This is a genomic window from Leptospira paudalimensis (genome assembly GCF_026151345.1).
Classification (GTDB): domain Bacteria; phylum Spirochaetota; class Leptospiria; order Leptospirales; family Leptospiraceae; genus Leptospira_A; species Leptospira_A paudalimensis.
Map to the genome: position 1 here is coordinate 2,364,560 of NZ_JAMQPR010000001.1, position 26,224 is coordinate 2,390,783.

A 26,224-nucleotide genomic window follows, 5' to 3' on the forward strand; every position below is an offset into this window, starting at 1 on the left:
AAATATAGTCCGCTATGTTTGAGAATTTCACACCCCCTCCCATTGTAACGTATGCCATCCCCGTTTTTTTCCTTTTGATTGGCATTGAAGTGTACATCGGTTACCGCAGGAACAAAGACCTGTACCGGTTGAATGATTCGATTGCCGATTTGAGTACGGGAATCATCTCCCAAATTTGGGGCCTTTTCCAAAAAGGTGTGGGTTTATATGCCTATTTTTATATCTATGAACACTTTCGATTTTTTGAATTTGCCATGACAAACCCTTGGGCATGGGTGCTTTGTATTGTCGGTCAAGATTTCTGTTATTATTGGTCACACCGCTTAGCACATGAAGTGAATTTCCTTTGGGCTGGACACGTCATCCACCACCACAGTGAAGAATACAACCTTGTGGTTGCCCTCAGACAAACTGGTCTTGGCGGCCTTGTGACTTGGGTATTTTATGTGCCACTCGCTCTCATTGGGTTTCACCCATGGATGTATCTTGCCAGCGGACAAATCAATCTTATCTACCAATTTTGGGTACACACAAAAGCAGTTGGTAAAATTGGAAAGATTGGTGAGTACATCCTTTCGACACCTTCTCACCACCGAGTTCACCACGCGATTAACCCAATCTACATCGACAAAAACCATGGTGGGATTTTTATCCTCTTTGATCGTATGTTCGGGACTTTCCAAGAAGAAACAGAACCTTGTGTGTATGGAACTGTAAAACCACTTCGCAGTTTTAACCCAGTGTATGCAAACTTCCACTACTACTGGGAACTTCTAAAACAAGCCTTTGCCGCCGAATACTTTATGGATAAAATCCGCGTCTTTTTGAAACCACCAGGTTGGTACCCAAGACAGGGAAACCAACCAGCAGGATTTTTACCCATTCCAGAAGTAAGCCCAAATTCATTCCAAAAGTATGACCCTAAACCTGCTACTGAAGTAAAAACCTATACAACCACTTGGTTTGTTTTGGTCTTACTCCTCTCGTTTGCGTTTTTACTCTTTGTTCCAAAATTCAGTTTTGTCTCTCAAGTCCTTGTTACCATTTGGGTGACACTTTCCCTCGTTTCCATCAATGCACTGATTGAAAACAAATCTTGGGCGGGGGCCTTGGAGATTACAAGACTCCTCTTTGGATTTTTAGTGCTTGGATACTTTGATGTCAATTGGGCATATTATGCCATTGGCATTGTTTGTTTGGTGATTGCCGGTATTTATCTCTACCGCACTGGCCAACAGAAAACACAAGCCGCCTCCTAATCGGAACCGAAAGGAAGGATCGAAACCCAATCGGTCCTTTCCCTTCCCTTATCCCCTGTTTCTAAAACCATTCCAATCTAATTAACAACGTTAATTTTTCATTTCCTTCCGAGAAAAGGAAATGACAGAGACTGGACCCACTTTCTTATGTCACATAAAAGCCATGATTGACGCAAGTTTCCGACCTCTTCGCCTTGACCAGGTGGGTGGCCGTGAGAATTTGGCATTGCACCATAGTTTTTGAGGCGAAATGAGATGAAGCGAAACCGCAGTTACTATATCATACTGGTCCTAATCCTCTTTGTCGTGACCTACTCGGCCTATGCGGCATACCAAAAGCAAAAAAATGGTCCTGTTTTTTTGGACAACCATGTCTTCCAACGGTATAACGACCAATGGGGCCTTTGGGTGGATCTCATTGCAGAGAAAAAATCCGTATTGGAAAAGGCATCTGAATTCGGTGTGCTTGCCCAAGAGGTAATGGAAATCAACCACCTCACGGAAACCGAACTCAAACGTTTGAAACGCTCCGTATTTTTCCCTTATTCCGCTGAATACATGCGGAACCTCCAAGAAAAAGAACTCTTTCGCGAAACCATCGATTCTCCGATCGACCAATTCATTTGGCCAGTGTTACCCAATAACAAATCTCGAATTTCTTCTCGGATTGGAAGGCGTTGGAACACTTGGCATACAGGCCTTGACATCGCCATTCCGAAAAACTCGATCGTACTTGCGGCAGCAGATGGAGTGGTAGAAGAAGCGGGGAGAGGTGGTGACTATGGACTGGCTGTTAAAATTTACCACCATGACATGAACCATTTCCATACAGTGTATGGGCATAACCAAGAGTTACTCGTAAAACCTGGTGACATTGTGAAAAAAGGACAAATCATCGCTTTTTCTGGTAACACGGGAAAGTCAACAGGACCTCATGTCCATTTCGAAGTTCGATTTCATAATGTGTATTTGAATCCTGAAAACTTTCTCACTCCATTTGAAGAAGGTGTTGCCACAAACCTTGTCGGATTTGCAGACTAAGTATTTGTGACAAACCTTACAAAGCATAGTTGGACAGATGAAATTTATAACCGTCTGACAACACTGATCCCTAATAAAACAGGCATTGTCTGTTTTGATTTTGATAATACACTGATCCGTAATGATTTTGGCGAAAAAATCATGGACCAAATCATCAGGGAAAATCTTACATTTTTACCGACTGATCTCTCCCCTTTTTTCCGTGATAAAAAACTTTGGAAAGACCACACCAAACTCAGTTTAGCTGAAAAAGAACATTTGATATGGGAAGAGTATTCATTCCAATTAAAAGAATTTGGAGTTGAAAGAGGGTATCGTTGGACTTGTTTTTTATTCCAAGGTCTATCAAAAGAAGATTATTACGAAATTGCAAGACGTGCTTGGAAACGAGTAAACTTACCTGAAGATGAGTCTGGAGTTTTTCCTCAAGTGGAAATGAAAGATTTAATCCAATACTTACACCACCATAAATGGCAAGTCTACATTGTAACAGCTTCTCCTGAACCAGGCATTGCTGCCATCGCTCACCACTTTCCTGTGTTAGAAAGTAACGTCATTGGTATGAGACAAACCTTAGATGGAAATGAAAGGTATACTCACGAACTCATTGAACCATATACATATGGCGAAGGGAAAGTCAAAGCAATCGAAGAAAGAATTGGCCAGTATCCTGATTTGGTTTTTGGTGATTCGTTTAATGACTATCCCATGTTAACCAAAGCCAAAGAATTCGGAGTCGCCATTGATAAAGGTGATCCTGAATTTGTTAAGGCCTGCAGTGCAAAAGGAATCCTCATCCAACCATATTTTACCTACCAAACTGTAATCAAATGAATCGATTGTATTTAGTATCCAATTCCATTGGAAACGACTTAGACCTTCCACCACGCACAAAACAATTGCTAGAGGAAGCAGATTGGATCTTAGGGGAAGAACAAAGGACCACTTCTACCCTACTGAAAAAACTAGGGATCTCAAAACCGTTTGACCTTCTCAATGAACATACTTCGAGAACTGAGATGGATGAAATTGGAATGAAACTTGCCATGACAAAACGCACTTGTCTCATCTCTGATTCTGGTAGTCCAGGTCTCGAAGACCCAGGTAAGTGGCTTGTCCCACTCGCTTGGGAGATGGGAGTGGAAGTGAGATCGGCACCAGGTCCCACTGCACTTGTTTCAGCTCTCACCAGTTCTGGTTTTGCGACCTCACCTTTTTTATTCCTTGGATTTTTACCGAGAGAGGAAAAAGAAAGGGAAAAGACTTTAAAACAATACTTAGGACTAGGGATCACACTCGCCTTTTACGAAACCCCATACCGTGCCAAACATTGCCTGGAAACTCTCGCCAAAATCCTTCCGAATGATCGAATGCTCTTTTTGGCACTGGGAATTTCATTCGCACACGAAACTTCTTTCCGCGGGACAGCAAAGGAAGTCCAAAAAAAATTCCCACAAGGGATGAAACTCCCACCTGTGTTTGTCATCGAAGAGAAAAAAGAAAGACACAAACGATAGTTTCTTGACAGTACCTCTGTTATATTGGACGCTTGGACTATGGTCAGTAAAGTAGAACAAACAAGTGACGGATTAGATCCTTTAATTTCAGAATCGGGCGACTATATAACAGATGTTGTCAAAGAAAACCTGAAACTCATCCGTCATACCAAAGGATTTTCTTTGGACAAACTCGCAAACCGATGTGGTGTCAGCCGAGCGATGTTGTCTCAAATTGAACAAGGGAAATCTGTGCCGACCATCTCTGTTTTATGGAAAATTGCAAACGGGCTCAATGTTCCTTTTTCCGAACTCCTGAAAGAAAAAAACCAAGACGGAATCCATATCTTAAAAGCAGAAAACTCCAAGGTTTTATATTCCAATTCAAAGGTGTTTGCAAGCCGTGCCCTGTTTCCATTCCTAGGAAACCGCAAAACAGAATTTTATGAACTCATATTAAAGCCGGGTGGACATGAAGTTGCTGAACCACACAAAACAGGGACCACAGAAAACCTCGTTGTTGTCTCTGGGAAACTTCGATTGCGTGTAGGGGAAAAGGTAGTGGAACTTGAGCCAAAAGACTCAGTGTTTTTTAAGGCAGATGTCTCTCATGAATATTCCAATCCTACAGACCAAGAAACTCTTATGTACTTGGTGATGGATTACACGGATGAAATAGGTTAAGTTTGGAATACCGAGAATTAAAAGTCAATTTACCAAAAGAATTATCAGATCCATTTTATGAACTTCTAGATTCTTTGCAATGTGCTGGTTATTATGAAATTCTTTTTGACGGTGAAGCACCAAAAGAAAAAGACCAGGGCCTCATCCGAGACAATACAAATATTCGTATTTATTTACAAACTGATGAAGTAGAAAAGGAATTAAAAATTCTAATCTTTCTAAAACTTCATGCACCTAACAATTCTAATTCGGAATCCCGTATCATTGAAACCAGGGATTACGAAGAAGCATACAAAGAATATTACAAACCCTTCCCTATTGGAAATAAAATTTGGGTGATCCCTACTTGGGAAAAAAATGAACCGAATACAATAGCATTATGGAAACCTACGGGAGGCATTCCTCTTTTCATTAACCCTGGTGTGGCATTCGGAACAGGTCACCATGAAACGACCAAACTCATTTTAGAACATTTGGATTCATTATTTGCAGAAGGTAAGTTTTTATTCCAATCAGCATGTGATGTAGGGACAGGTTCTGGAATTTTATCGATTGGTCTTGCTAAGTTTGGAGTGAGTAAAATTTTTGCTTTGGACATAGATCCAAATGCTGTGAAAGCAGCTTGGTCTAACTGGACTGAAAACGAATACCCAAAAGGATTTCAATTTAGTGTAGAAGAATCAGGGATCGACAATCCTAAACTTTCTAATGAAAGATATGATTTGGCAATTGCCAATATAACGTTTGCAGTTCTATCACAAAACATCCGTCATTTGGCAAAAATCAATGCACCTAGAATTATTTTTTCAGGAATCATCACCGAGAAAAAAGATGAATTTTTAAGTTTATTACAAAGTCATTTGCCAGGAAAACTCCTTTATTCCAAGGAATGGAATGAATGGTGGGTTCTAGACTGGCAAAAAAATTAATCACGATTGAGAAATTTGATCAAACTGACCTGATTCCCTTTGTCGTTGTATTCAATTCGGTCAAATACCGATTTTGTCATGAGGATCCCTCTTCCGTGTTGGACATGTGCCTCGTTCATTGCATCTAACGATTTTTCCATATGTTTTTTATGATCAAATCCTCTGCCTTCATCGGTGATTCGATAAGCTACATATTCATTGCTAAAGGAATATTCTATTTTTACTTTTTTGTGACGATACCTTGGATCTTCTTGTCGTTTTTGCAAAAACTCTAAGTAATTTCCTTCCATCAGTGCTTTTGATTTTTCATCAAAACTGATATTCAAATTTCCATGTTCAACAGCATTGATGATGATCTCTCGAACAGAAGAGCGAACTTCCGTTTGTTCAATGTTTGTTAGATATTTTGCTAATTGCGAAGTTATTTTTTGGGAAACAAGTTCTGCATTTCGTAGATAATTATTCATAGAAAGTTCAATTTTTTCAGAATCAATGAGTTGGATAATGGTATCTTCATATTCGGGAGATAAGGTCATTAACACTTCTCTTGTTTCTTCAAAATCAATGTATTGGATACGACATACCATTTCTTTTGGTTCTTTTACATACTTTTGTGACAACTCAGTTCGAAAGTTGATTGCAGATCCAGTCATCTTTAAGTCTGTGAGTTTGTCATTTACATACATCACGTTATAATCTGATTTTTGGTCTCTTCCTGTATAAAGGATTTCTGTAATTTTTTTGTTTCTCAAATCATCTAATCGATAACCAAGGTGTTTTGATAATGATCGATTCGCATTGATGATTTCAAAATCTTCGTTCATCATTAAAATCACTTCATCAGATCCTTGGAAAATTTCTCTAAAACGTTTTTCAGATTCTTCAATTTTTATCTTAGCATGAGACAGATCCCTCAGATTTTCCCTCAAACTTCTGGTTAAAAAATTGATTCTGTCTGCCAAACCTAATGATAATAAAATTGTTTGTAAGGCTGTTCCAATTTGAATGGTCCATCTTGTGATATGATTGTCTGATAAAAATCCTAAACTTTTTAAAGAATATAACAAAACACCTAACAAAAAAAACAACCAAGAGATTAGATAATACCGCGCAGTTCGAACATTTGCCAAAAATGTATATGTTCCACTATACACTAGTAAAAGTGCAGTGGGAACTGTTAACAATATAGAGGTGACCATCGCAACTCGGTAGTGTAAAAAAAACGTAATGAAAGAAAACAAAACAAGGATACCTACCCAAACCCACATCAATTTGGAAACTTTTGGGAGGTGTTTTTTCAAACTTAAATAATTATGAGTAAAAATGATTCCCGTGATGCAGGACAAACAGATAAAAAATGGCAAAGAATAATTTGCCCAAAAGACCCAATTGGGCCAAATGTACTGAAAAGCAAATCCATTGTTCACTAGGTGAAAGAAAAATATAGAACTGATGAAAAAAAGATACAGTAGATAACTTTTTTCATACGTAAAAATATAAATGAAAAAATTGTAAGCAATCATCACAAACAATATTCCGTAAAAGATCCCGAAGATTATCTGTTCCTTGTTTATCTTTTCATTAAATTCTCGTTCCGTCCAAAGTTCCAATGCCAATGGGATAGTTGATTCGGATTTAATTTTGAGATAATAGACAGAGTTTGTTTTAGGAAGTGTTTCGAAGGGAAAAACAGGATTTCTGTACTCCACATTTCGTTCGGAAAAAGGTGAAGTGTCACCAAGTTTTCGTAACGAATTTTTGGGAACTGGGTCACCTAAAATTTGGATTTCGTCTATCAGAGGAAAATCAAATAACAAATTCCAGCGCACTATTTGTGAACTTGGATTGGTAACATCTAATTTGACCCAAAACACAGACTGAGAAAAACCTAAATTAGGTGAGGAGAGTTGTTTGAATTCTCCATCTTTTTCACCCGAAACAATCGTTGATTCTGGAATCGATTGGGTAGGGTCCTCCAAAACCAAAACTTGGTTCCAGATTGCCACTCCACTCATTTCGGTAGCCAAATCAATTTTAGGTGCCGCACTTAAGAAATTGGCAGGAAGGAATAGTAGAAACGCAAGAAGGAAGGAGAGGATTGGAATATTAAAAATTGTCTTTGTATTTCGCATAAAAAAGCCAAGGTCAATAGAATCTATTTTTGTAATTTTTCTAGCCTTTTTTGTTTTCAGTGGTAAAATAGGGGAAAGTTCTATGAATCGAAAAACATTCCTTAAAAATTTGACTGCCACAGCAGCGGGCTTAAGCCTCCTCTCCCCTAAAAAATTCTACGGACAATCCACAGGTGTGGTAAACGCAGAAACAAAAACAAGAACCTCAGGTGCAAAAAAAGCCATCGTACTCGGTGGGGGTTTGTCGGGACTTTATTCTGCCTACTTATTAAAACAAACAGGTTATGATGTAACAGTCGTCGAAAGAGGAGACCAGTTTGGTGGTAGGATTGCCACTTATTCCAATCCTAGTTTGGGAATTGTACAAGACTTAGGTGGCGAATGGATTAGCGAGAACCAAACAGACATTAAGAGTCTTGTCAAACAACTAGGGCTTGAGTTAGTGAATGCAAATGTCACAGAACGATTTTCATTATCTAAAAACAATTCCGACCTACATAAAATTTCTAGTTCATCCATCGATACATTAGATAAAGTCATTGATTTACACAAATCTTTAGGCACAGGCCAAAAACAAGGATTGGATAAAATCAATTTTTCATCTTATGCAAGGTACCAAGGATTAACAGAAGAAGAAATAAGGTCAATGAATGATCTTTATCGTATCATTTTGGGTGCTGACTTAAACCAAATCTCCAGTGAATCGGTATTAGATGACCTCTCAGCACTGCAATCTGCACTCAAACCGAAGTATTTGGTTAGTAGCGGAGCAGAACAAATCATCCAAGCACTTGTATCACAATTAAAGGGACAAGAATTATTACTTGGGGAATCAGCAACAAAAGTTTCCCAACAGAAAAACCAAGTGTCTGTTGAGTTATCCTCTGGACGTATCATCAAAGGAAATTTGATTGTTTGTACATTGCCTTCTGCAGCTGTGTTAGACATCAAGTGGACACCAACTTTACCGAAGGATCTAATCTATTCTGCTCTGCGCATGCAAACAGGTAAAATTTCAAAGAACATCTGTTTTGTAAAAAGTAATAGTACTTATTCTAATTTTTTCCAGTCCACGAATACGGCCGCTGAAACTTTATATGTTTCTGACCAAGCGATTGGCCAAAATATAACGGCCGTTACGTCTATATCAACTGGGGATAAAGCTTCCTTATTTGAAAAAGGAAGTGATCGTCAGAAAAAAAACCTGATGTTGTCTGCTCTGGAAGAATTGGGCAATTTTGAGTTATTACAAGAAAACCCTTTCCATTTCCATAGTTTTCAAAAAACAACCGGTAGGTCAGGGTTTGTATCCCTATTCCCACCAGGTAGTTATGGAATCAAAGATGTTTGGAACGAACCGTTTGAAAGAGTATTTTTTGCAGGAGAACATCTTGCCTTACACACGGGAAGTATGGATAGTGCAGTTGCCTCTGCCATCCAAGCCATTAGTAAAACTTAATTTATTTTTAATCCAAAGATAAAACGTAACGATCGCGATCTTTTGATTAAAATCTCATAGAGTAGAAAACTAAACACCAAAACAAAAAGATTATGAAAGAGAAACTTACCCCAAATCGGGTAAGGACTTTCTTTCATCATATAAGCATACGTTAGTGAAATTGGATGGTGCAATAAGTAAATTGGTAAACTTGCTTCGATGATATATGTTCCCATTTTACCTTCATCATTTCCGAATTGAACAAAGGCAAATACAAAGAATACAGTCCATAAAAATGGCGAAAGAACCCATAAAAAAATATGGAAAATACGATACATTGGATTTGCATAGGAAAAATAAATCCATAAAGGATCGGAAATTTCTAACTCCATGAGTAAAAGAGAAACTAAGATAGCCCAAACCAAAATCGCGTAAGGTTTTAATTTTGGCATGGAAACTTCAAAAAGTATCTCCTTCCAAAAAAAACAAAACACACCCACAATAAAAAAAGCAAACTGGTAAACAAAGGTTAATTTAAAAATACCGTAAATAGATTCCCCTTTTCCAAATTGTGTATGGGCCAAGAGAACTAGAATAAAAGAAAAACAAAGTAGATAAAATACTTTTCCGTATAAATTTCTAAATGGTTTCCACTTAGCAAATCGATTCAAAGGTTTTTGTACCAGAACATAAATCATACTAAACAAAAATAAATCAACTAAAAACCAAATATGAGAATGTTGAAACTTATCTTTTGTAAAAAACGAACTCAAAAAATCCACTAAACTTACATTAGGTGCATTCAGTTTTTCCATCAAAAAATATTGAATCGGAGCTAGAAACAACAATCCAAAAATTGTTGGTATCAATACTCTTTTTAATCTCCCATCTAAATAAAATGAAGTTCCTTTTTTTTCAATGACCATTGCTGAAAAAAAACCAGAAATCATATAAAACATTGGCATTCGAAAACTATGGATCCAATAACAAAAGTAGGATAAAATTTCACTTCGTTCTTCTGTTTGGATGGCATATTTGATATCTGAAGCGTAAACAATCGCAGAATGGAAAACAATCCCAAGTAATAAGGCAAAAGAACGTAAATTATCTAGGTATATGAGTCGTCCCATTCCTCCATCTTTTTCTTGACGAAGGGAAAATAACAGATTTTTTTAAGGTATGACCGATCCTCCGCTAGAACCATTTTTCTCTGATGTCAGCGATGAAGAAATCCGAAGGGAAAGGAAAAAAGCCAAAGACTTAAAAAATACAGCTTGGTGGAAAAACAAACGTGCCTCTGGAATTTGCCATTATTGTGGTAAAAAATTCAAAGTTGAAGACCTAACAATGGACCATCTAATTCCACTTATACGAGGTGGGAAGTCAGTCAAAGCTAATTTAGTTCCTGCATGTAAAGAATGTAATTTCAAAAAAAAACATAGTCTACCCTTTGAGAAGGAATTCTTTAACTAATGGAAAATAAGGAATTTGGATTCCAAGCAGATGATTTTTTACCCAACCGAACTTCCGAAGAAATTGATTTGGTGGATGAAAAAGGAAATAGTTACCAATGGGAAGTTTTTTATTCATTTTCTTTACTCGGAAATGATTATCTCGTTTTTATACCCACAACAGAGCAAGAATACCAATTTGTGAATGTAGAAATGGATGATCCAGATTCGGAAGTGCCAGGATACATAGTCATGCGACTTGGGCAAGACGAGGCTGGGGAAGAAATTTTAGAAGAAATTTTGGATGAAGATGAACTAGAAGAAGTTCGTGAATTCGTAGAAGATGAAATTGGTTTAGTTGGCCAATTCCTCAACCAGGAGGAATGACCAAGGTCTCACCTTTACTAACCACTTCTCCTTTCTGATTAGACCAAACAATTTTCATTTTAACGGCTTTTATCCTTTCTACTTTTTCAACCACTTCCACCAAACAGGTGATTGTATCTCCAAAATAAACTGGTTTTCGAAACTTAGTTGTTGTTTCTAAAGCAACAGTTCCCAGGCCAGGCAACTTCATTCCCAATACAGGAGCTAGTAAGGAAGCAGCAAGGCCCCCATGTGCGATTCTTGTTCCAAAACTAGTTGTTTTGGCATATTCCTCGTCCACATGTAAAGGATTAAAATCTCCACTAATCCCAGCAAAAAGATAAACATCTGTTTCCGAAATTGTTTTTGTAAACGATGCTTTTTCTCCAATTTGGATTTCTGAAAAACGTTTTCCTTGATTGTACATAAAACCTACAACTATGTATATTATTTTGAATTTATTCTTTTAGGCGAAAATGAAAAATGATAAAAGACACCTTGGCCAGGGCTTGAGGAACATTCAATCTCTCGCCCATTTAGTTGACTACTCAATGAAAAAATAACTGACAATCCAATGGTTTCTGCTTTTCGATAATCAAAACCAATTGGAAATCCACTTCCATTATCACGATATTTTAATTCGAATTGACCATTTTCATTTACAATAAATTCAATTTTGATTTGTGCATCTTCTTTTGGAATTTTAAATGCGTGTCTAAAACTATTAGTTAACATCTCTGTTATCATAAGTCCCATTGGAATTGCATCTATGATATTAAACTCCATTTTTTGAATATCTAGTTCGATGAGAATATCTGTACGCATATACATGAGTTTTATATTTTCAACAAGACTTGTGATATAATCGACAGAACTCAAACCTGATAAGTTTTTACCGCTGTATAATTTTTCATGCACAAGTGCAATAGCTTTAATTCTAACAATACTTTGTTCTAAAATATCTGCGGTTTCAGGTGGAGAGGAATATACTTGTAATTGCAAAAAGGAAATGATAACAGCGAGGTTATTTTTAACACGATGGTGGACTTCCGTTAGCAAAGTTTCATTTTCTTTTAAAGATTGCTCCAGTTTGGTCTGATTCTCCATATAACTGGTCATATCCGAGATAACTGCTACTGCTTTGTTTGGACTTCCATCTATTGATGGAATGAACAATCGGTGTTCCAATGCCCATTTGATTTTTCCATCTTTCATCTGAATCCGATACAATAAACCCGTATGATTTTCCCTTAATTGATTCATCCATATTTGAGTCATACGCGCACGGTCAGCCTCATAAACACGATCTATCAATATTTGCGGATTCGATAAAATATCGCCAGTTTTGGCATCAAATAACCGGCAGACTTGTTCACTTAAAAAATCAATTTTCCAAGTATCCAAATTGAAGACGATCACTGCATCTTCAATTCGTTCCAATATAACTTGGAATAATTGATCCGATTCAAACTTCTCGGACAATACTTTTTTTTGGTATTTTAATTCCCGAACTAACAGAAAATAGATGATAAAGGCTGAGATTGTAACAAATCCCCACCCTTTTAAGCTTTGAATTTCCCTAATATCTTCTGCTGAAAGCGAAAATAAGGAAATTGCATAATCAGAGTAATAAATCCACAGATACCCGAAGAACAAATAAAAAATTGCAATCCGGGCAGCTGCTTTCACAATTTAAGCTAACTCCTGAAGAGAAGAAAACCTTGTATGAACTGTTTCCTCAATTGAATTTGCTAACTCTCTATAGAGATTCCAAATTTCATTTAGTTCTTTTGTTACGAATTGATTGAGTCGGCTCATGGACATTAAATACTTACCCACAAGATAATACGAAAGTAACTTCCGATCTATCATTTTTTCTTCTTTTGGATAAGAATCTATCGTTTTATGAGTGTCAATTTCAGATAAACATAGGATCACAAAAACCGATAACACATCTGCAAAAGCAAATTCAATGGATTGTTGTTTTTTACGGTTTGGTTCCCCATCCATTATTAGAATGATATCAAAAAGTAAATTTTGAATGGAATCAGTTACACTCTGTGGATTTCCAATGGCACTAAATTCTTTTTGGAATTTTTCCTTACCAGGATATAACGAAGAAATGATTGATCTTTGGATCTCACTTGTTCCACCACCAATCGTTCCCAATTTGACATCACGGTAAAATCTTTCAACAGCATACTCTTTCATGTAACCATATCCACCAAACAATTGTACAGTGTCTTTTGCTACGTCTTCAGCGAGTTCAGATGAAATTAATTTACCTAAACTACTTTCAAGTGGTGAAGGAATTCCCCTATCTTTTCTCTCTGCTACCCAATAAATCAATCTTCTGGCTGCTTGGATATAAACCCAGTTTCTTACAAGAATATCTCGCATTCCATAAAAACTGGATATCGATTTCCCAAATTGGACTCTTTCATTGGCATATCGCATTCCTTTGCGGAAACAGAACTCCATTGCTCCACTTAATCCAGCAACAAAAACAGTTCTTTCCCATTCCAAAGTTTCCTTTCCTATCCTCATAAAACCAGTGTTTAATGGTCCAAGAAGGTTTTCTTTTGGAATGATCATATCTTCGAAAACCAGTTCAGCAGTCATAGAAGTATGATGGCCTAATTTTTTTAAAACCTTACTCACCTTAAATCCTGGTGTGTTGCTTTCCACGATAAACGCAGAGATTCCCATGGGTCCTCTTCCTTTTTCGGAAGTTCTTGCCATGACAATAAACACCTGTCCGACAGGACCATTTGTGATAAATGTTTTTGATCCATTTAATTTCCATCCACCTTCCACTTCTTCTGCTTTTGTTAGAAGGGAAGCTGCATCGGAACCTGACGCTGGTTCTGTGAGAGCAAATCCTGCCATCCATTCACCAGTTGCTAATTTAGTGAGGTATTTGGCTTTTTGGGCTTCAGTTCCTTGGAATACAATTGGCATCGTACCAATAACCAAATGGGCAACCCATGATAAACCAATACCTCCATCTAATGAACCAGAAGCAAATGCATCAGTTGCGATTGAACAAAGCAAACAACTTGCACCTTCACCACCGTATTCTGCTGGTATTGTTAGACCAGTTAAACCTGCTTTCGAAAACTCTTTCCAGAGTTCGTCAGACCAAATTTCTTTTTCGTCCCTTTCTTCAGATGATGGGTATACCTTGTCTTCTGAAAATTGAAAGACTGTGTTGTAAAAACTTCTTTCCTCATCACCCAGATAAGGATTTAGTTTGGGATTAATCATTGGTAAATTCCTTCGATTTGTTTTGTAAATACTTCCGAAATTATATTTCGCTTCATTTTAAGAGTTCTTGTCATTTCCACATCTGGATCAAATGGCCTTGGCACCACATAGAAATTGTTAGCTGGAATCATTTCAAAAGACTTAAATCCATTATCCTTAGATATAATTTTAGAAATCTCCGATCGAAATAGTTCACGAACTTTCGGATTCGAGTTCCATTCAACAGCTTTGTCTTTTGATAAACCCGGAATTTTTGCTTCAACCGCCTCAAAATTCGGGACAATCAGCGCAGCCAATGTTTTTTTATCATGACCAACTACCATTACTTGATCAATATAAGACGATGTTAACAGTTTGTCTTCAATTGGGATTGGCTCAACGTTTTCACCACCTATGAGAGCAATGGTATCTTTCGATCTACCAGCAAACACAAGTTCGTTTCGATGTGAAATCATCATCAAATCACCAGTGTCAAAAAAACCATCTGAATCAAAAACAACCTGATTGAGTTCAGGTCTTTTATAATAACCCTTTAATATCTGTTTGGATTTAATCCAAAGAGTCCCTTTATCTCCTGTTTTTGTTAGGATTTTACCTGTTTCATCTTTTAAACGAATAGAATAACCATCAATTGGTATTCCAACAGTTCCTTTGGTTGGTTTTGTATTGGATCGAATGGAAACAACAGCAGAAGTTTCTGTCATTCCATAACCTTCTAAAACTTTTAATCCAATGGCGGATAAAAACCCATCCACAACACTTGGTAAAGCAGATCCAGCAGAAATACAAATTCGTATCCTTCCACCCAATGCTTTGTGTATGGTCAAAAAAATTTTTATACTGAGTAACTTAAAAGGAGAGAGAAAAATTAAAATCAATAATGCATAACTACGTTTGCATAACGAAAAGATTATGTTAGGTTTTTTGATTTCAAACTCAAATCCCATAAACATCGCATAGAAACGTGCCCATGTAGCACCGACGCTTAAAAAGAAATGGAATAACTTTTCTTTGAATCCACCTTCTTTAGCAACTTTTGCCATAATCCCATTATAAACAGATTCCCATATCCTTGGAACGGATGGAAAAATCGTAGGTCGAAAATCACGAAGGTCATCCTTTAGGCTTGTCATATTGGAAACCAAAAAATCTAAACCAAGGAATATACCTGCATATTCAATTGCTCTTTCAAAGGCATGCCAAGGTGGCAATAAACTAACAGCATTGTCATTTGAATTCATATCCAAACGTGCAATCGTATTTTGAATGGCTGTGATCCATCCTTTTTGAGACAACATCACACCTTTAGGATTTCCTGTAGTCCCTGAAGTATAAATTAAAGTCGCCAAAGCATCTGGATCAATTTGTTTGATTCGATTTTCTAAGTTTTGTTTTCCATTTGTTTTCCAAATTTCTTTTCCCTTTTCCACCAAAGACAAAATAGAATTAGGTCCAGAAATAAGTTCACCTTGTTCATTTTCCAAAACAAAAATTTGTTTCAAATGAGGAAGTTCACCTAACAAGTCATCGATTCTCTTTTTGTCTTTTGGTTTTTGAACCACCAAAAACTTTGCTTCAGAATGGTTTAAGATGTATAAAATTTCTTCACGAACGATATCTGTCCCTCTTGGGACTACCACCGCACCAGCCGTTAAAATCGAAAGATCGGTCCGAAGCCAATTAACGGATGCATCACAAAAAAATCCGATTCGGTCTCCTACCTCAACACCAAGATCGATGAATCCCGAAGTCAAGTGGTCGACAAACTCTTTCAATTCTCCAAAACTGATCCCAGGAAACTCAGTGGTCGACTTCCGTTTCCGGAACGAAATTTTCGTTGGGAAGGTATTTGCGACGGATTCCAATGCTTGGTAAAGGATTTGGTAGTTTTGGTTCATAGGTTTTGCCTTTTTCAGTTCGTTCTTTTTACAGGAAATGTAGGATGGATAAAAAATCACTGTTCGTTTTTTGCAAGTTTTTTCTTATTTTTGACAAACTTTTCAGAAAGGTAGGGCATAATTATGTTCTTTTGGATCCATGACGGCCGAATTTCCCCCAATCCCCCGCAAATCCAACCCAATCGTGTCCCAATGGTCCACCCATCCGGCAAACCTTCAGCACCAGCCATTGGGGAAGGAGAACCAGGAACAACTCCCACTGGCTCTTTTCTCCACCGAACTCCAGGGGATGTTTACAAAGAATCCTCCCTTCCGACAGAAAAACCTGTTTTTTTCCTCCACGAGATCATGACAAATCCCGTTTGGACCAAAACCCAAGACGAAACCATCGAAACTTGCCTCGACTTTATGATGGAGAAAGGAATCCGACACCTTCCTGTTACCAACGAGTCGGGAAAACTAGTGGGATTTGTTTCTGACAGGGATTTGTTAGACAAAATGAAATCCTATGAAAAGGGAATGCCTGTTTCAGATGCTATGATCAAACGAGTATTAGTTGGAACTGCAGGTGCAGAAATCAGGCAGGTGACAAAGGTTTTACTTGAAGAAAGAATTGGTTGTTTGCCGATCGTAAATGACGATAATTTACCTATTGGAATCATCACAAGATCAGATTTACTTCGACTTCTTTTGAAATATCCCAATTTGAGTTTAACGGTTTAATCATTGTAAAAGGAAAATTATGATTTGGGACATTTTTGTCATACTGATTTATTTTATCATCGTGTTCTATTTTGGTTTTCACTTTGCAAAGAACACTCAGAAAGAAGATGACTTTTATTTAGCGAAAAAAGAAATCCATTGGGTGTTTTTGATGTTATCGCTAGTGGCAACTGAAACTTCTAGTTTAACATTTTTAAGTATTCCTTCCTTATCTTACAAAACAGATTTTCGTTTTTTAGAGATTTCAATTGGGTATATTTTTGGAAGGACTATTGTGGCCTTGTATCTTTTGCCTTCTTATTTTTCAGGCAATACCATCTCAGTTTATGAATATGTAGGGATTCGATTCGGAAAATCCCCTCAAAAAACGATCTCTTTTGTTTTTACGATTTCACGATTACTCGGTGATGGAATCCGTTTGTATGTAAGTTCCTTACCGATTGCATTTCTTTTGGAACGAATGGGATTTTCTGTATCACCAGAGATACTTGGAATTTTAGCTCTCACAATTCTGAGTATAGTCACCATCATTTACTCTGTGTTTGGTGGATTTAGAGCCATTGTTTTTACAGATGTCTTACAATGGATCATTTATATTCTTGGTGGGATATTTGCACTTGTATTGATTTTTTCGCATTTTGGAAGTATCGAGTTTTCAAACGCAATCCAACATTTACAATCTCTAGGAAAATGGAAAGTGTTTGTTTTCGACTATAACCAAACAGGAGATAATAGTTATTTCATTCTGTTTGCCATCATCGGAGGAGCTTTTATCTCGATTGGCTCTCATGGAACTGATTTGATGTTAGTCCAAAGAGTGATTGCGACAAAAAATTTACTCTCTGGTCAAAAGATTTTGATTGGAAGTGGTATCGTTGTTTTCTTTCAATTTTTACTCTTTTTGTGTATTGGATCACTTTTGTTTGTTTTTTATAATGGAAAATCCATTCCGCCAGATAAAGTATTTAGTCATTTTATCATCACGGAAGTTCCATCTCCATTCCTTGGGATCCTTGTTGCTGCCATCCTTGCCAGTGCGATGTCCACTCTCAGTTCCACGATCAATTCTTTATCCCTCACTTGGGCACGGGACTGGGAAATGGACAAGTGGTTTAGTCCAAGAATTTTGTCTTTGTTCTTTGGGGTTCTTCTCTTTTTTGCAAGCCTCATTCCTTATACACTCGTCGACACTTGGGAGAAAGGAATTTTGGAAATGGGACTCACCATCTTCTCTTACACACTTGGCCCATCCATCGCTGTATTCTTTTTAGCCAAAGGGAAAAAGGAACTTCCCATCACAGGTTTTCTATTTTCTCTATTGTTTCTCTGCAGTATCCTCACTACAGTAGGTGTTGGTTTGGTTTGGAAACTTTCCTTTACCCTTCTTGTCCCGATCGGATTTGGCTCTTTACTTAGTTTTGTTTCAATAGGAAAAATGCTAAAAAAAGTTGACAGATAATCCATGATTTGTTCGTCTAAAAGTTAACAATGAAATTTTTCGCACACATTCAGCTTCTCCTCCTCCTCGAAATCTTATAATTCGAGGGAGAGAGTGCTATGTGACAAAGCCCACTCCCAACCGGGAAGTGGGCTTTTTTATTTGTTCCCCCGGTCGGTAGTGAGATCGCGAAATACGGAGGAACCATGAAACCAAAAACCATTCACATCCAAGACGTTACCTTAAGGGACGGAAACCAAGCTTTAAAAAGACCTTGGACACTTAACGAAAAAATCGAAGTTTTCGACTTACTAGTAAGTTTAAACGTAGATGGCATTGAAGTGGGATTTCCTTCTTCCAATGAATCCGAATTTTATACCTGCCAAGTTTTGTCCAAACGAGCACCAAAGGGCAAACCAATTGCTGCCTTGTCGAGAGCCAATGAAAAAGAAATCGCTGTTACATGGGAAGCCATCCAACATGCAGACTCACCTCGTATGCATATTGTGTATCCTGTTAGTGACTTTTCCATTAAACATGTGTTAAAGATTTCAGAAAAAGAAGTGCTTCAAAAAATTAAATCTTCTGTTTCTTTTGCACGTTCGATTGTTGGACCCAACCACCAAATCCAATTTTCAGGCGAACATTTTGGTGATGCCATCCAAAACTTCGAATTCACAAAACTTGCATTTATGACTGCCATCGAAGCAGGTGCCAATATCATCAACTTGCCAAATACAGTGGAACGTTATCGCCCAATGGTTTTTGTGAATATGGTAAAGGATATTAAGGAATCCATTGGAGACAAAGCAATGATTTCCATTCATACACATAACGATTTGGGTATGGCAACAGCTACATCGGTAGAGTCTGTGTATGTTGGTGCAGAACAAATAGAGGTGGCTTTGAATGGACTTGGTGAAAGAGCGGGTAACACTAATTTGTATGAAACCGTAATTGCTTTACACCAAAATGGTGAATCTTTGAACATTCATTTTGATAGGATTTATCCAACTGCAAAACGAATTTCAGAATTAACGGGAATTCCGATTGGAGAAAAAACTCCTATCATCGGTGAAGACATCTTCTCACATAGATCAGGTATCCATCAAGATGGTGTCACCAAAACACTTAACCAATCCAAAGGTGCTTATCGAACCTTTTCACCAGAATTTGTGGGTAGATTTGACAAAGAAACGATCTCGTTCACTAACCAATCTGGCCACAAAGCCATTGAATTTTTGTTACGCCAAAAAGGGATCGAAGTTTCAAAAGAAGAGATTCACCGTTTGTTTTCAGTAGCAAAATCAATTTCTTCCAAAGAGAACAATCGAGAGATCACCGAAACAGAGTTAGTGGAACTTAGCAGATCGATTCTCACCTATCAGTGAACAGTGAAGGGTTTTGTCCAGAGAAACTTGAGGCAAATCATCAGGAATCGTTGACAAATCTTTGTCAATCTGCCATAATTTCGAATGGTTTTTCTGGAGGTATCATGGCAGAAACTCTTATCAAACAAGCACGTATTTTTGATGGAAGCACAAACCCATCGTTTATTGGAGATGTGCGGATCAAAGACGGAATTGTGGAGACGATTTCTAAAACTGAATTGAGTGCAAAACCAGGAGAGACAGTCATTGATGCAAAAGGCCAATGGCTCACTCCAGGTTTTATCGATTTTCATACTCATTATGATGCTGAAATTGAAATGGCTCCAGATCTTTCTGAATCAGTAAGACATGGAATTACAACAATTTCTCTTGGAAGTTGTTCTTTGAGTTTGGCAGTGGGAGATCCAACAGACCTTGCTGATATGTTTAGCCGTGTCGAAGCAATCCCTAGAAAAAATGTATTATCGATATTAGAGAGTAAAAAAAATTGGAACTCTGCCATTGAATACAAAAAACATTTAAACGATCTTCCATTAGGTCCCAATGTAACTTCCTTTGCAGGTCACTCAGCAATCCGTGCTCATGTCATGGGATTGGAGAGATCATTAACAAAAGGAGAAAAACCAACCAAACAAGAGTTAGATAAAATGAACCAACACCTAGAAGAAGCATTGGATGCTGGTTTTATGGGTTTATCGATTAATACACTTGTTTGGGATAAAATGGATGGTTCCCGGTTTCGTTCACGACCACTACCTTCAACGTTTGCCAACTGGAGTGAGTATGAGTTTTTAAACAAAACTCTTAGGAAACGAGGAAAAATTTTCCAAGGTGTTCCAAACGTTTCCACTAAAATCAACGTTTTGATGTTTTTAAAAGAGGCATTCGGTATTTTTAGAAAACCATTAAAAACAACCATCATCTCTCTAATGGATGTAAAATTTGATCCAGGTTTGTATAAATTATTAGGTGTGATTGGAAGGATTACAAATAAACTTTTCCGATCTGACTTTCGATTCCAAGCTCTCCCTGAACCATTTGATCTGTATGCCGATGGGATGGATGTGGTTGTGTTTGAAGAGTTTGCTGCTGGTGCAAAAGCAAACCACATTGAAGATGAATTGGAACGAAAAACATTAATGAAGGATCCAAACTATCGATCTTGGTTTAAAAGACAATGGACAAATTGGTTTTTACCTCGAGTGTTTCATAGAAACTTTCGAGAAACAAAAATTGTTGATGCACCAGACAAATCACTCATTGGTAAATCAATCGATGATGTAGCGAAAGAAAGAGGTGTCCATTCCGTAACCGCATTTTTGGATTTAGTGGCTGAGCATGGAAACAAAGTTAGGTGGTATACCGTAATGGCTAACCATAGAAAGGAACCACTCCAAAAAATAGTTTCCTATCCAGATATTCTCATCGGATTTTCAGATGCTGGTGCTCACCTTCGGGGAATGGCACATTATAACTTTCCTCTTCGTATGTTAAAACTAGTTAGAGATGCTGAATTGGAAAACAAACCATTTATGAGTATAGAAAGAGCTGTTCACAGACTTACTGGTGAAATTGGTGATTGGTTTGGAATTGATGCAGGTTATATCAAAGAAGGAAAACGTGCTGACCTCGTCCTCATTGATCCAAACAAATTGGACGACTCTTTAGCGAAAGACGTCGAAGCTCCGATGCCGTTTATGGAGGATTTTAAACGATGGGTTCGTCGTAATGATGAAACCATCAAAAAAGTATTCATCAATGGAAAACTGGCAGTGGATGGTGGCAAACCCGTCGCAGGACTAGGAAAAGAACGAGGGTATGGTCGCTTTTTAGAATCACAAATCGGCGTTTAAAAAAGGTTTGAAGTTGGATTCTGGATCGATTAGATTCAGTATCCAACCAAACCATGAAACCAAACTCGATTTCAATTTTATATTCTTCCTTCCTTCTCACCTTACTTCTCTTACACATCCAATGTTCTAGTGCGAGTCGCAGCGAACGAGAATATGCCTCGCGGAGTACGGGAGATGAATACGAGGAATCCAAAGCTTCACCAGGTGTTTCTTCCTCTCCAAAACCTGAAGGCAAACCACAAGAAAACAAATCCCAAAAAAGGATGATGATCTATACTGTTGTTGTGAATTTACAATCAAAGGAAATTGAACCAAAAGTATTAGAAATCATCAAATTGGCAGAATCGTTTGGAGGATATGCACTCCAATACAGTTCCCAAGGAACCATCCAGTTAAAAATCCCGCAGGAAAATCTAAAAAACTTTCTCAGCAGTTTAAAAAAGGAATCACATAATTATTCTGAAGATGTTTCTGCCAAAGATGTTACAGAAGATTATTTGGATACAGAGATACGTTTAGAAAATGCACAGAAGATGCGGACTCGGTTATTAGAAATTTTAAAGACTGCAAAAACTTTGGAAGAAACTTTAAAAGTTGAAGCAGAACTGAATAAAGTATCTGAATCCATAGAACGATGGGAAGGAAAACTAAAGTATTTATCCCAAGCAGTCCAACTCTCGACTGTTACCGTTCATGTAAGGCAAAAATGGGAACCAGTTGTTCAAAAAGAATACCAACCCGGACCAATTGGATATCCTTTCTATTGGTTATATTTGGGACTTGGCAAAGTAAAAGATGGATTCATCTGGTTATTCATCCAAGAAATTCCAAAAGAAAAATAAGTTTTATTGTATGAAAAGACTATTCTTTGCCATAACGTTAGTTAGTATTTTTTCATGTAAAATGCCCTTTGGCTCCTATCCGGAACTCACAGGACCTGTTGTTGATCCAAGTGGATATTTGCCAATAGATACCAAATCAAAACTAGAAACCATTTTACTGGAAGAGGAAAAAATCACTTCCAATCAAGTTGTGATTTATATTACAGAAAGTTTAAGAGAAAGTACGATTGAAAGAGAAGCAGTTGCTGTTTTTGAACAATGGAAACTCGGACAAAAAGATAAAGACAATGGAATTTTATTGTTACTTGCTCCAAACGATAAGAAAGTAAGGATTGAAGTTGGTTATGGACTGGAATCAATCCTTACTGATTTAATTGCAAAACGTATCATTGATGAAATCATCATCCCCAATATGAAAGCTGGAAATCCTTCTATGGCGATGATCTCTGGAGTCACTGCCATATTAGAACAACTCCGGACTCAGTCACCGAAGTTAACGAATGAAAATTGCGCAAAACCATTTAGTGATACCAATTCAGAATTACACTCCGATACAATTCCATACCTCATAAAGGAAACAAAATCGATTCGATCGATTGATTTTAAATTCTGTGTGCTTCCATTAGAATCCCAATTTGCTTTAGAAGGTGCAGCCAATCACCTACTCTTACAACAACAGAAATCTTCGCAAAATGTAAGTTCAGTGATTTTTGTCACTTCACCTAAAAATGAGTACAAAGGCACAATCGTGACAAGCCCAGATTTTTACTGGTCTCTCAGCCAAAACAAAATCAGGAGTATCTTCCGTAATCGATACCAGGAAAGTCGAACAGGAGATTTTACAAATTATACATACCGCGCATATTTAGATATGTTAGATCATATCCGTCATAATAACAAAATCGAAATCGAAAAAGGCACAGGTATATACGATCCTTATGATTCCTTAGAACGATTCTCTTATGACAGGGCAGGTGAAACCATTCGAAAGTTAGAAACAGAATACAAGATTGGAATTCAAATTCTTTTCTTAGATACAAAAAGTGATTTAACGGAAGAAGGAAAAAAATACCACCAATTGGCTTTTGGAAAGTCACCTGGGATTACCTTACTCTTTTCCTTAAATCAAAAAAAATTCTTGGTTTATACCGATCAAAACTCGATGGTTGAGTCAACAAATGGATCCACTAGTTACCTCATTGAAACTTCAAAACTGGAGCAAACGATCACAAATGCGATCACATCTGAATTAAAAGTTGCAGACATTGATTGGATCTGCATTCGAAGTGCGGAAGGAATTGACACTTACCTCAATTCACTTCGTTACCAAAAAGATTTTAATTACGAAAATTCATCTCAATCGACATCGTCTAACTCAATTACAAACATCAACATAAAGGAACCACATTTTGTGTTTCAATTATTCTTTATGCTGATGTTTTTTTTCCTATGGATTGGGTTGGCTTCGGGTGAGGGAATTATCTTCTTTTATGGACTCTTTTATGTGATCGGTGTCATCATTCGAACGAAGATGTATCTTTTACCTGATTCACCTAACATATATGTAATGTTTTCAATGTTGGTTTCAGCCATTTTAACCACGATCTTCAGTTTTATCTTTCGGAAACTCGGTTGGTCAACCACAGTCAGTTCCCACACTCGAGACTTTTTTACAAGTTCCGGTTCTAGCTCAAGTTCTGGATCAGGATCCAGTTATCGTTCCTCTGGTAGCTCCTACTCGGGCGGAGGAGGAAGGTCAGGTGGTGGTGGTGCAAGCGGAAGTTGGTCATAAAATTTTAAACTTTGATCAATCTTTGTGCTGAATGGATCATTTGTGATTTCATCCTTTCAATGACCTTGCGATCTTTTGTGAGTGCATACAAACGTAATCCACCCAAATAACTCATATAAAGTTCATAACTCAGGGATTTTACAAGATCGAGGCGTAAACTTGGTTCGAATTTTAGGATACAAATTTCAACAGTTTCTAACACGTGTTGTATGGCACGATTCCGATACGAGTCAAATTGGTTCAGGTGGGAAATTTCACCGGAAAACAATGCTATCGGACAATCTTTTCTAGAGGTATTCCTCTGGTTTCTAACAATAAAATTTACCCATTTATCAATGAAGTCAGAAAGGTCGTTTGCTTTCCCTAATACTTTTAACATCACAACCCGTTGTTGTTCGGACAAATAGTTTAGGTATTCAAAACCAATGTCATCCTTGGATCGAAAATGATCATATAGAGTTTTTTTATACGCACCGGCCTTTTCTAAAATTTCTGCGATCCCAGTTGCCTGGAATCCTTTCTCTCGGAACAAAGCAAATGAACTTTCTAAAATCTTATCTTTGGGTTTCAAAATGATGACTCCATTCTCTATTTTTTTTCTAACTGGTCCGCTGGCAAATTAGATTGAATCTCTAAAACAGAATTCCCTTTTACATCCTTGATGGATGTCGACCAATGTAACATCCCATCTTTCAAAGAAATTTGAATGGTTCCATAGTTTTCATTTTTGTAAGCAGTCCCAATTTTCAATTCGGAATCATATTCTAAAGGTAAAAATGGAAGAGGCAAATTGAGTGAACTGGATGTAATCTCAATCAAAGACGATTTATTTTGGATTTTGTATTCATGGATTTCGGCAATATGCCTGTCTCCTGATACAAGTAACAATCCCTTTGTCTTAGCATTTTGTAAGGCTAACAATAACCTTTCTCGTTCATGTGGAAAATTATTCCATTTTTCAAATGGTTGTTCCGTTGGTAATACTTGGATGCTGGATACAAAAATGAGTAAATCGGAAGGTTTTGATAGTTCTTTTGTAAGCCATTCCCACTGCTCTTGTCCCAAAATGGTTCGAGTTGTATCGGAAGAAGGACGATATTGGCTTTTGCCAGTCAAAAAAGAATAAAAACTCTTCTCTAATGGAGAACGAAAGTAACGTGTATCGGGAATGACAATATGGATCTTTTTTCCCTGAAATGGTATCCAATACGAATAGAAGATCCCTTCGTTATTTTCTGTGCCAAGAGAGATTTGTTTTGGCATCATTGGCAAAACGTATTTTAAAAATATATTTCTGGAATTTATTTTGTCACCATATTCTGCACCACTATCATTGACTCCGTAATCATGGTCGTCCCAAGTAAACAGTAGTTTGGTGTCTTTCTGAATGGCTTTCCATTCTGGTCGATTGAATTGTTTTTCATAAGCTGGAATTTTATCATTTGCAGACAATTGGTCTGAATAAATATTATCACCTAACATGATCAAGTAGTTCAATTTTTCTGATTGGATGGTTTTTAGAATCGGGCTTTCTTTTTCTTGGTGTAAACAAGAACCAAATCCAATCGAAAGAGTTTTTGAATCCTTTGCTAGCAGAGGAATGGTAAGTGAACTAAGACATAGAAGGATAAAGAAAAAATGTTTCATTCGTGAAATGATAGAACGAGTTGAGGCCTATCTCCTAATAGAAGTTTGGATGGATGTTTAGGTAACGTCAATCGCAAATCCTTATCTGCCATACCTGTAATACCCATGCCTTGGGTATTGGTAGGAAGGCTTTGTCAAATAAGGAACAATGGTCGGATATGGAGATCGCATTTCAATTCGAAAGTCTGATTTTCGAAACAAGGATCCTCGGTATAAAATTGCATTTTGGTAGTAGGTTTCGTTCACAAAAGGTGAATACACCATCCCTGTCATTTGCCATTCAAATTGTGCAGTTTCACCCGTGACGGTCACTTCCGTTTCTTTATACATCATGGATGCGGACCGCATATCACCTACAACACATGGTTCCAATCGGCTTGGCACAGGCCCTTGCATCAAAACCAAACATTCGGAATTGTAACCATATCTTTTTGCAAACCCTACTGAACTTACTTTGATGGGGTTAGCAGGTTCATCCAACGTTGTATACTCTTGGTTCGTTTGCCGACCCGAACAAACAATACAAAAGGCAAAAGTGAAAAATAGAATCCAATATTGAGTCATTTGTTCAAATCCC

The 26,224-nt window shown here is 37.4% G+C and carries 24 protein-coding genes; 15 read left to right on the top strand and 9 right to left on the bottom strand.

Going from position 1 to position 26,224, the window contains the following annotated elements; translation table 11 throughout:
* Nucleotides 1–14: 14 nt before the first annotated feature.
* The 6 genes from ND855_RS11005 to ND855_RS11030 all read left to right on the top strand — a co-directional run bounded on the left by ND855_RS11005 (nt 15) and on the right by ND855_RS11030 (nt 5,409).
* A complete protein-coding gene (locus tag ND855_RS11005) occupies nt 15–1,259 on the top strand; it encodes a sterol desaturase family protein (RefSeq protein ID WP_135639133.1) in 1,245 nt (414 codons plus the stop codon).
* A 255-nt stretch (nt 1,260–1,514) separates the two neighbouring features.
* Nucleotides 1,515–2,300: a M23 family metallopeptidase gene (locus ND855_RS11010; protein ID WP_265358376.1), complete on the top strand. Its 786-nt coding sequence runs from the start codon at nt 1,515–1,517 to the stop codon at nt 2,298–2,300.
* 6 nt (nt 2,301–2,306) lie between these two features.
* Complete coding sequence (locus ND855_RS11015) at nt 2,307–3,134, top strand: HAD family hydrolase (protein WP_265358377.1); 828 nt, start codon at nt 2,307–2,309, stop codon at nt 3,132–3,134.
* Complete coding sequence (gene rsmI, locus ND855_RS11020) at nt 3,131–3,817, top strand: 16S rRNA (cytidine(1402)-2'-O)-methyltransferase (protein WP_265358378.1); 687 nt, start codon at nt 3,131–3,133, stop codon at nt 3,815–3,817. The genes ND855_RS11015 and rsmI overlap by 4 nt, the downstream gene beginning before the upstream one ends.
* Before the next feature lie 39 nt (nt 3,818–3,856).
* On the top strand, nt 3,857–4,480 hold the full coding sequence (locus tag ND855_RS11025; RefSeq protein WP_100727632.1) for a helix-turn-helix domain-containing protein: 624 nt from the start codon (nt 3,857–3,859) through the stop codon (nt 4,478–4,480).
* Between the two features lie 2 nt (nt 4,481–4,482).
* A complete protein-coding gene (locus tag ND855_RS11030; protein WP_265358379.1) occupies nt 4,483–5,409 on the top strand; it encodes a 50S ribosomal protein L11 methyltransferase in 927 nt (308 codons plus the stop codon).
* Here the strand turns inward: ND855_RS11030 and ND855_RS11035 are convergent.
* Nucleotides 5,406–7,541, bottom strand: a complete 2,136-nt coding sequence (locus tag ND855_RS11035) for a 7TM diverse intracellular signaling domain-containing protein (RefSeq protein ID WP_265358380.1) — start codon at nt 7,539–7,541, stop codon at nt 5,406–5,408. The two genes, ND855_RS11030 and ND855_RS11035, sit on opposite strands and share 4 nt — an antisense overlap.
* Before the next feature lie 82 nt (nt 7,542–7,623).
* Here ND855_RS11035 and ND855_RS11040 point away from each other — a divergent pair, with 82 nt between their 5' ends.
* Nucleotides 7,624–9,000 carry a flavin monoamine oxidase family protein gene (locus ND855_RS11040; RefSeq protein ID WP_265358381.1) on the top strand — a complete coding sequence of 459 codons (1,377 nt, stop codon included), beginning with the start codon at nt 7,624–7,626 and terminating at the stop codon, nt 8,998–9,000.
* Here the strand turns inward: ND855_RS11040 and ND855_RS11045 are convergent.
* Complete coding sequence (locus ND855_RS11045; RefSeq protein ID WP_265358382.1) at nt 8,997–10,109, bottom strand: acyltransferase family protein; 1,113 nt, start codon at nt 10,107–10,109, stop codon at nt 8,997–8,999. The genes ND855_RS11040 and ND855_RS11045 overlap by 4 nt on opposite strands.
* Nucleotides 10,110–10,158: 49 nt before the next feature.
* On the opposite strand from ND855_RS11045, the gene ND855_RS11050 reads away from it, so the two are divergent.
* A complete protein-coding gene (locus tag ND855_RS11050) occupies nt 10,159–10,452 on the top strand; it encodes an HNH endonuclease (RefSeq protein ID WP_265358383.1) in 294 nt (97 codons plus the stop codon).
* The gene (locus ND855_RS11055) at nt 10,452–10,817 is read left to right on the top strand and encodes a DUF1292 domain-containing protein (RefSeq protein WP_265358384.1); all 366 of its coding nucleotides are present in this window, start codon (nt 10,452–10,454) and stop codon (nt 10,815–10,817) included. The genes ND855_RS11050 and ND855_RS11055 overlap by 1 nt, the downstream gene beginning before the upstream one ends.
* Here the strand turns inward: ND855_RS11055 and ND855_RS11060 are convergent.
* The 4 genes from ND855_RS11060 to ND855_RS11075 are packed head-to-tail and all read right to left on the bottom strand — an operon-like array spanning nt 10,801 to nt 15,961.
* The gene (locus ND855_RS11060; RefSeq protein ID WP_100727638.1) at nt 10,801–11,223 is read right to left on the bottom strand and encodes a MaoC family dehydratase; all 423 of its coding nucleotides are present in this window, start codon (nt 11,221–11,223) and stop codon (nt 10,801–10,803) included. The two genes, ND855_RS11055 and ND855_RS11060, sit on opposite strands and share 17 nt — an antisense overlap.
* Before the next feature lie 20 nt (nt 11,224–11,243).
* A complete protein-coding gene (locus ND855_RS11065) occupies nt 11,244–12,485 on the bottom strand; it encodes a sensor histidine kinase (protein WP_265358385.1) in 1,242 nt (413 codons plus the stop codon).
* Between the two features lie 3 nt (nt 12,486–12,488).
* Complete coding sequence (locus tag ND855_RS11070; protein WP_265358386.1) at nt 12,489–14,063, bottom strand: acyl-CoA dehydrogenase family protein; 1,575 nt, start codon at nt 14,061–14,063, stop codon at nt 12,489–12,491.
* Nucleotides 14,060–15,961, bottom strand: coding sequence for an AMP-dependent synthetase/ligase (locus tag ND855_RS11075; RefSeq protein WP_265358387.1), 1,902 nt, complete (start codon nt 15,959–15,961; stop codon nt 14,060–14,062). Before ND855_RS11075 ends, ND855_RS11070 begins: the two co-directional genes overlap by 4 nt.
* A gap of 123 nt (nt 15,962–16,084) precedes the next feature.
* Between ND855_RS11075 and ND855_RS11080 the strand changes: the two genes are divergently transcribed.
* The 6 genes from ND855_RS11080 to ND855_RS11105 all read left to right on the top strand — a co-directional run bounded on the left by ND855_RS11080 (nt 16,085) and on the right by ND855_RS11105 (nt 24,000).
* Nucleotides 16,085–16,684, top strand: a complete 600-nt coding sequence (locus tag ND855_RS11080) for a CBS domain-containing protein (protein WP_265358388.1) — start codon at nt 16,085–16,087, stop codon at nt 16,682–16,684.
* A gap of 19 nt (nt 16,685–16,703) precedes the next feature.
* Entirely contained in the window at nt 16,704–18,143 is a 1,440-nt protein-coding gene (locus ND855_RS11085) for a sodium:solute symporter (protein ID WP_265358389.1), read from the top strand.
* A 185-nt stretch (nt 18,144–18,328) separates the two neighbouring features.
* The gene (gene leuA2 / locus ND855_RS11090) at nt 18,329–19,513 is read left to right on the top strand and encodes a 2-isopropylmalate synthase LeuA2 (RefSeq protein ID WP_265358390.1); all 1,185 of its coding nucleotides are present in this window, start codon (nt 18,329–18,331) and stop codon (nt 19,511–19,513) included.
* 104 nt (nt 19,514–19,617) lie between these two features.
* The gene (locus tag ND855_RS11095) at nt 19,618–21,366 is read left to right on the top strand and encodes an N-acyl-D-amino-acid deacylase family protein (protein ID WP_265358391.1); all 1,749 of its coding nucleotides are present in this window, start codon (nt 19,618–19,620) and stop codon (nt 21,364–21,366) included.
* 53 nt (nt 21,367–21,419) lie between these two features.
* On the top strand, nt 21,420–22,208 hold the full coding sequence (locus ND855_RS11100; protein WP_265358392.1) for a DUF4349 domain-containing protein: 789 nt from the start codon (nt 21,420–21,422) through the stop codon (nt 22,206–22,208).
* A gap of 10 nt (nt 22,209–22,218) precedes the next feature.
* Nucleotides 22,219–24,000, top strand: coding sequence for a TPM domain-containing protein (locus tag ND855_RS11105; RefSeq protein ID WP_265358393.1), 1,782 nt, complete (start codon nt 22,219–22,221; stop codon nt 23,998–24,000).
* A gap of 4 nt (nt 24,001–24,004) precedes the next feature.
* Here ND855_RS11105 and ND855_RS11110 read toward each other — a convergent pair whose 3' ends face one another.
* The 3 genes from ND855_RS11110 to ND855_RS11120 form a co-directional block, all read right to left on the bottom strand.
* Complete coding sequence (locus ND855_RS11110) at nt 24,005–24,571, bottom strand: TetR/AcrR family transcriptional regulator (protein WP_265358394.1); 567 nt, start codon at nt 24,569–24,571, stop codon at nt 24,005–24,007.
* Nucleotides 24,572–24,588: 17 nt separating this feature from the next.
* Nucleotides 24,589–25,647, bottom strand: a complete 1,059-nt coding sequence (locus ND855_RS11115) for an alkaline phosphatase D family protein (RefSeq protein WP_265358395.1) — start codon at nt 25,645–25,647, stop codon at nt 24,589–24,591.
* Nucleotides 25,648–25,728: 81 nt separating this feature from the next.
* Entirely contained in the window at nt 25,729–26,211 is a 483-nt protein-coding gene (locus ND855_RS11120; RefSeq protein WP_265358396.1) for a hypothetical protein, read from the bottom strand.
* Between the last annotated feature and the right edge of the window lie 13 nt (nt 26,212–26,224).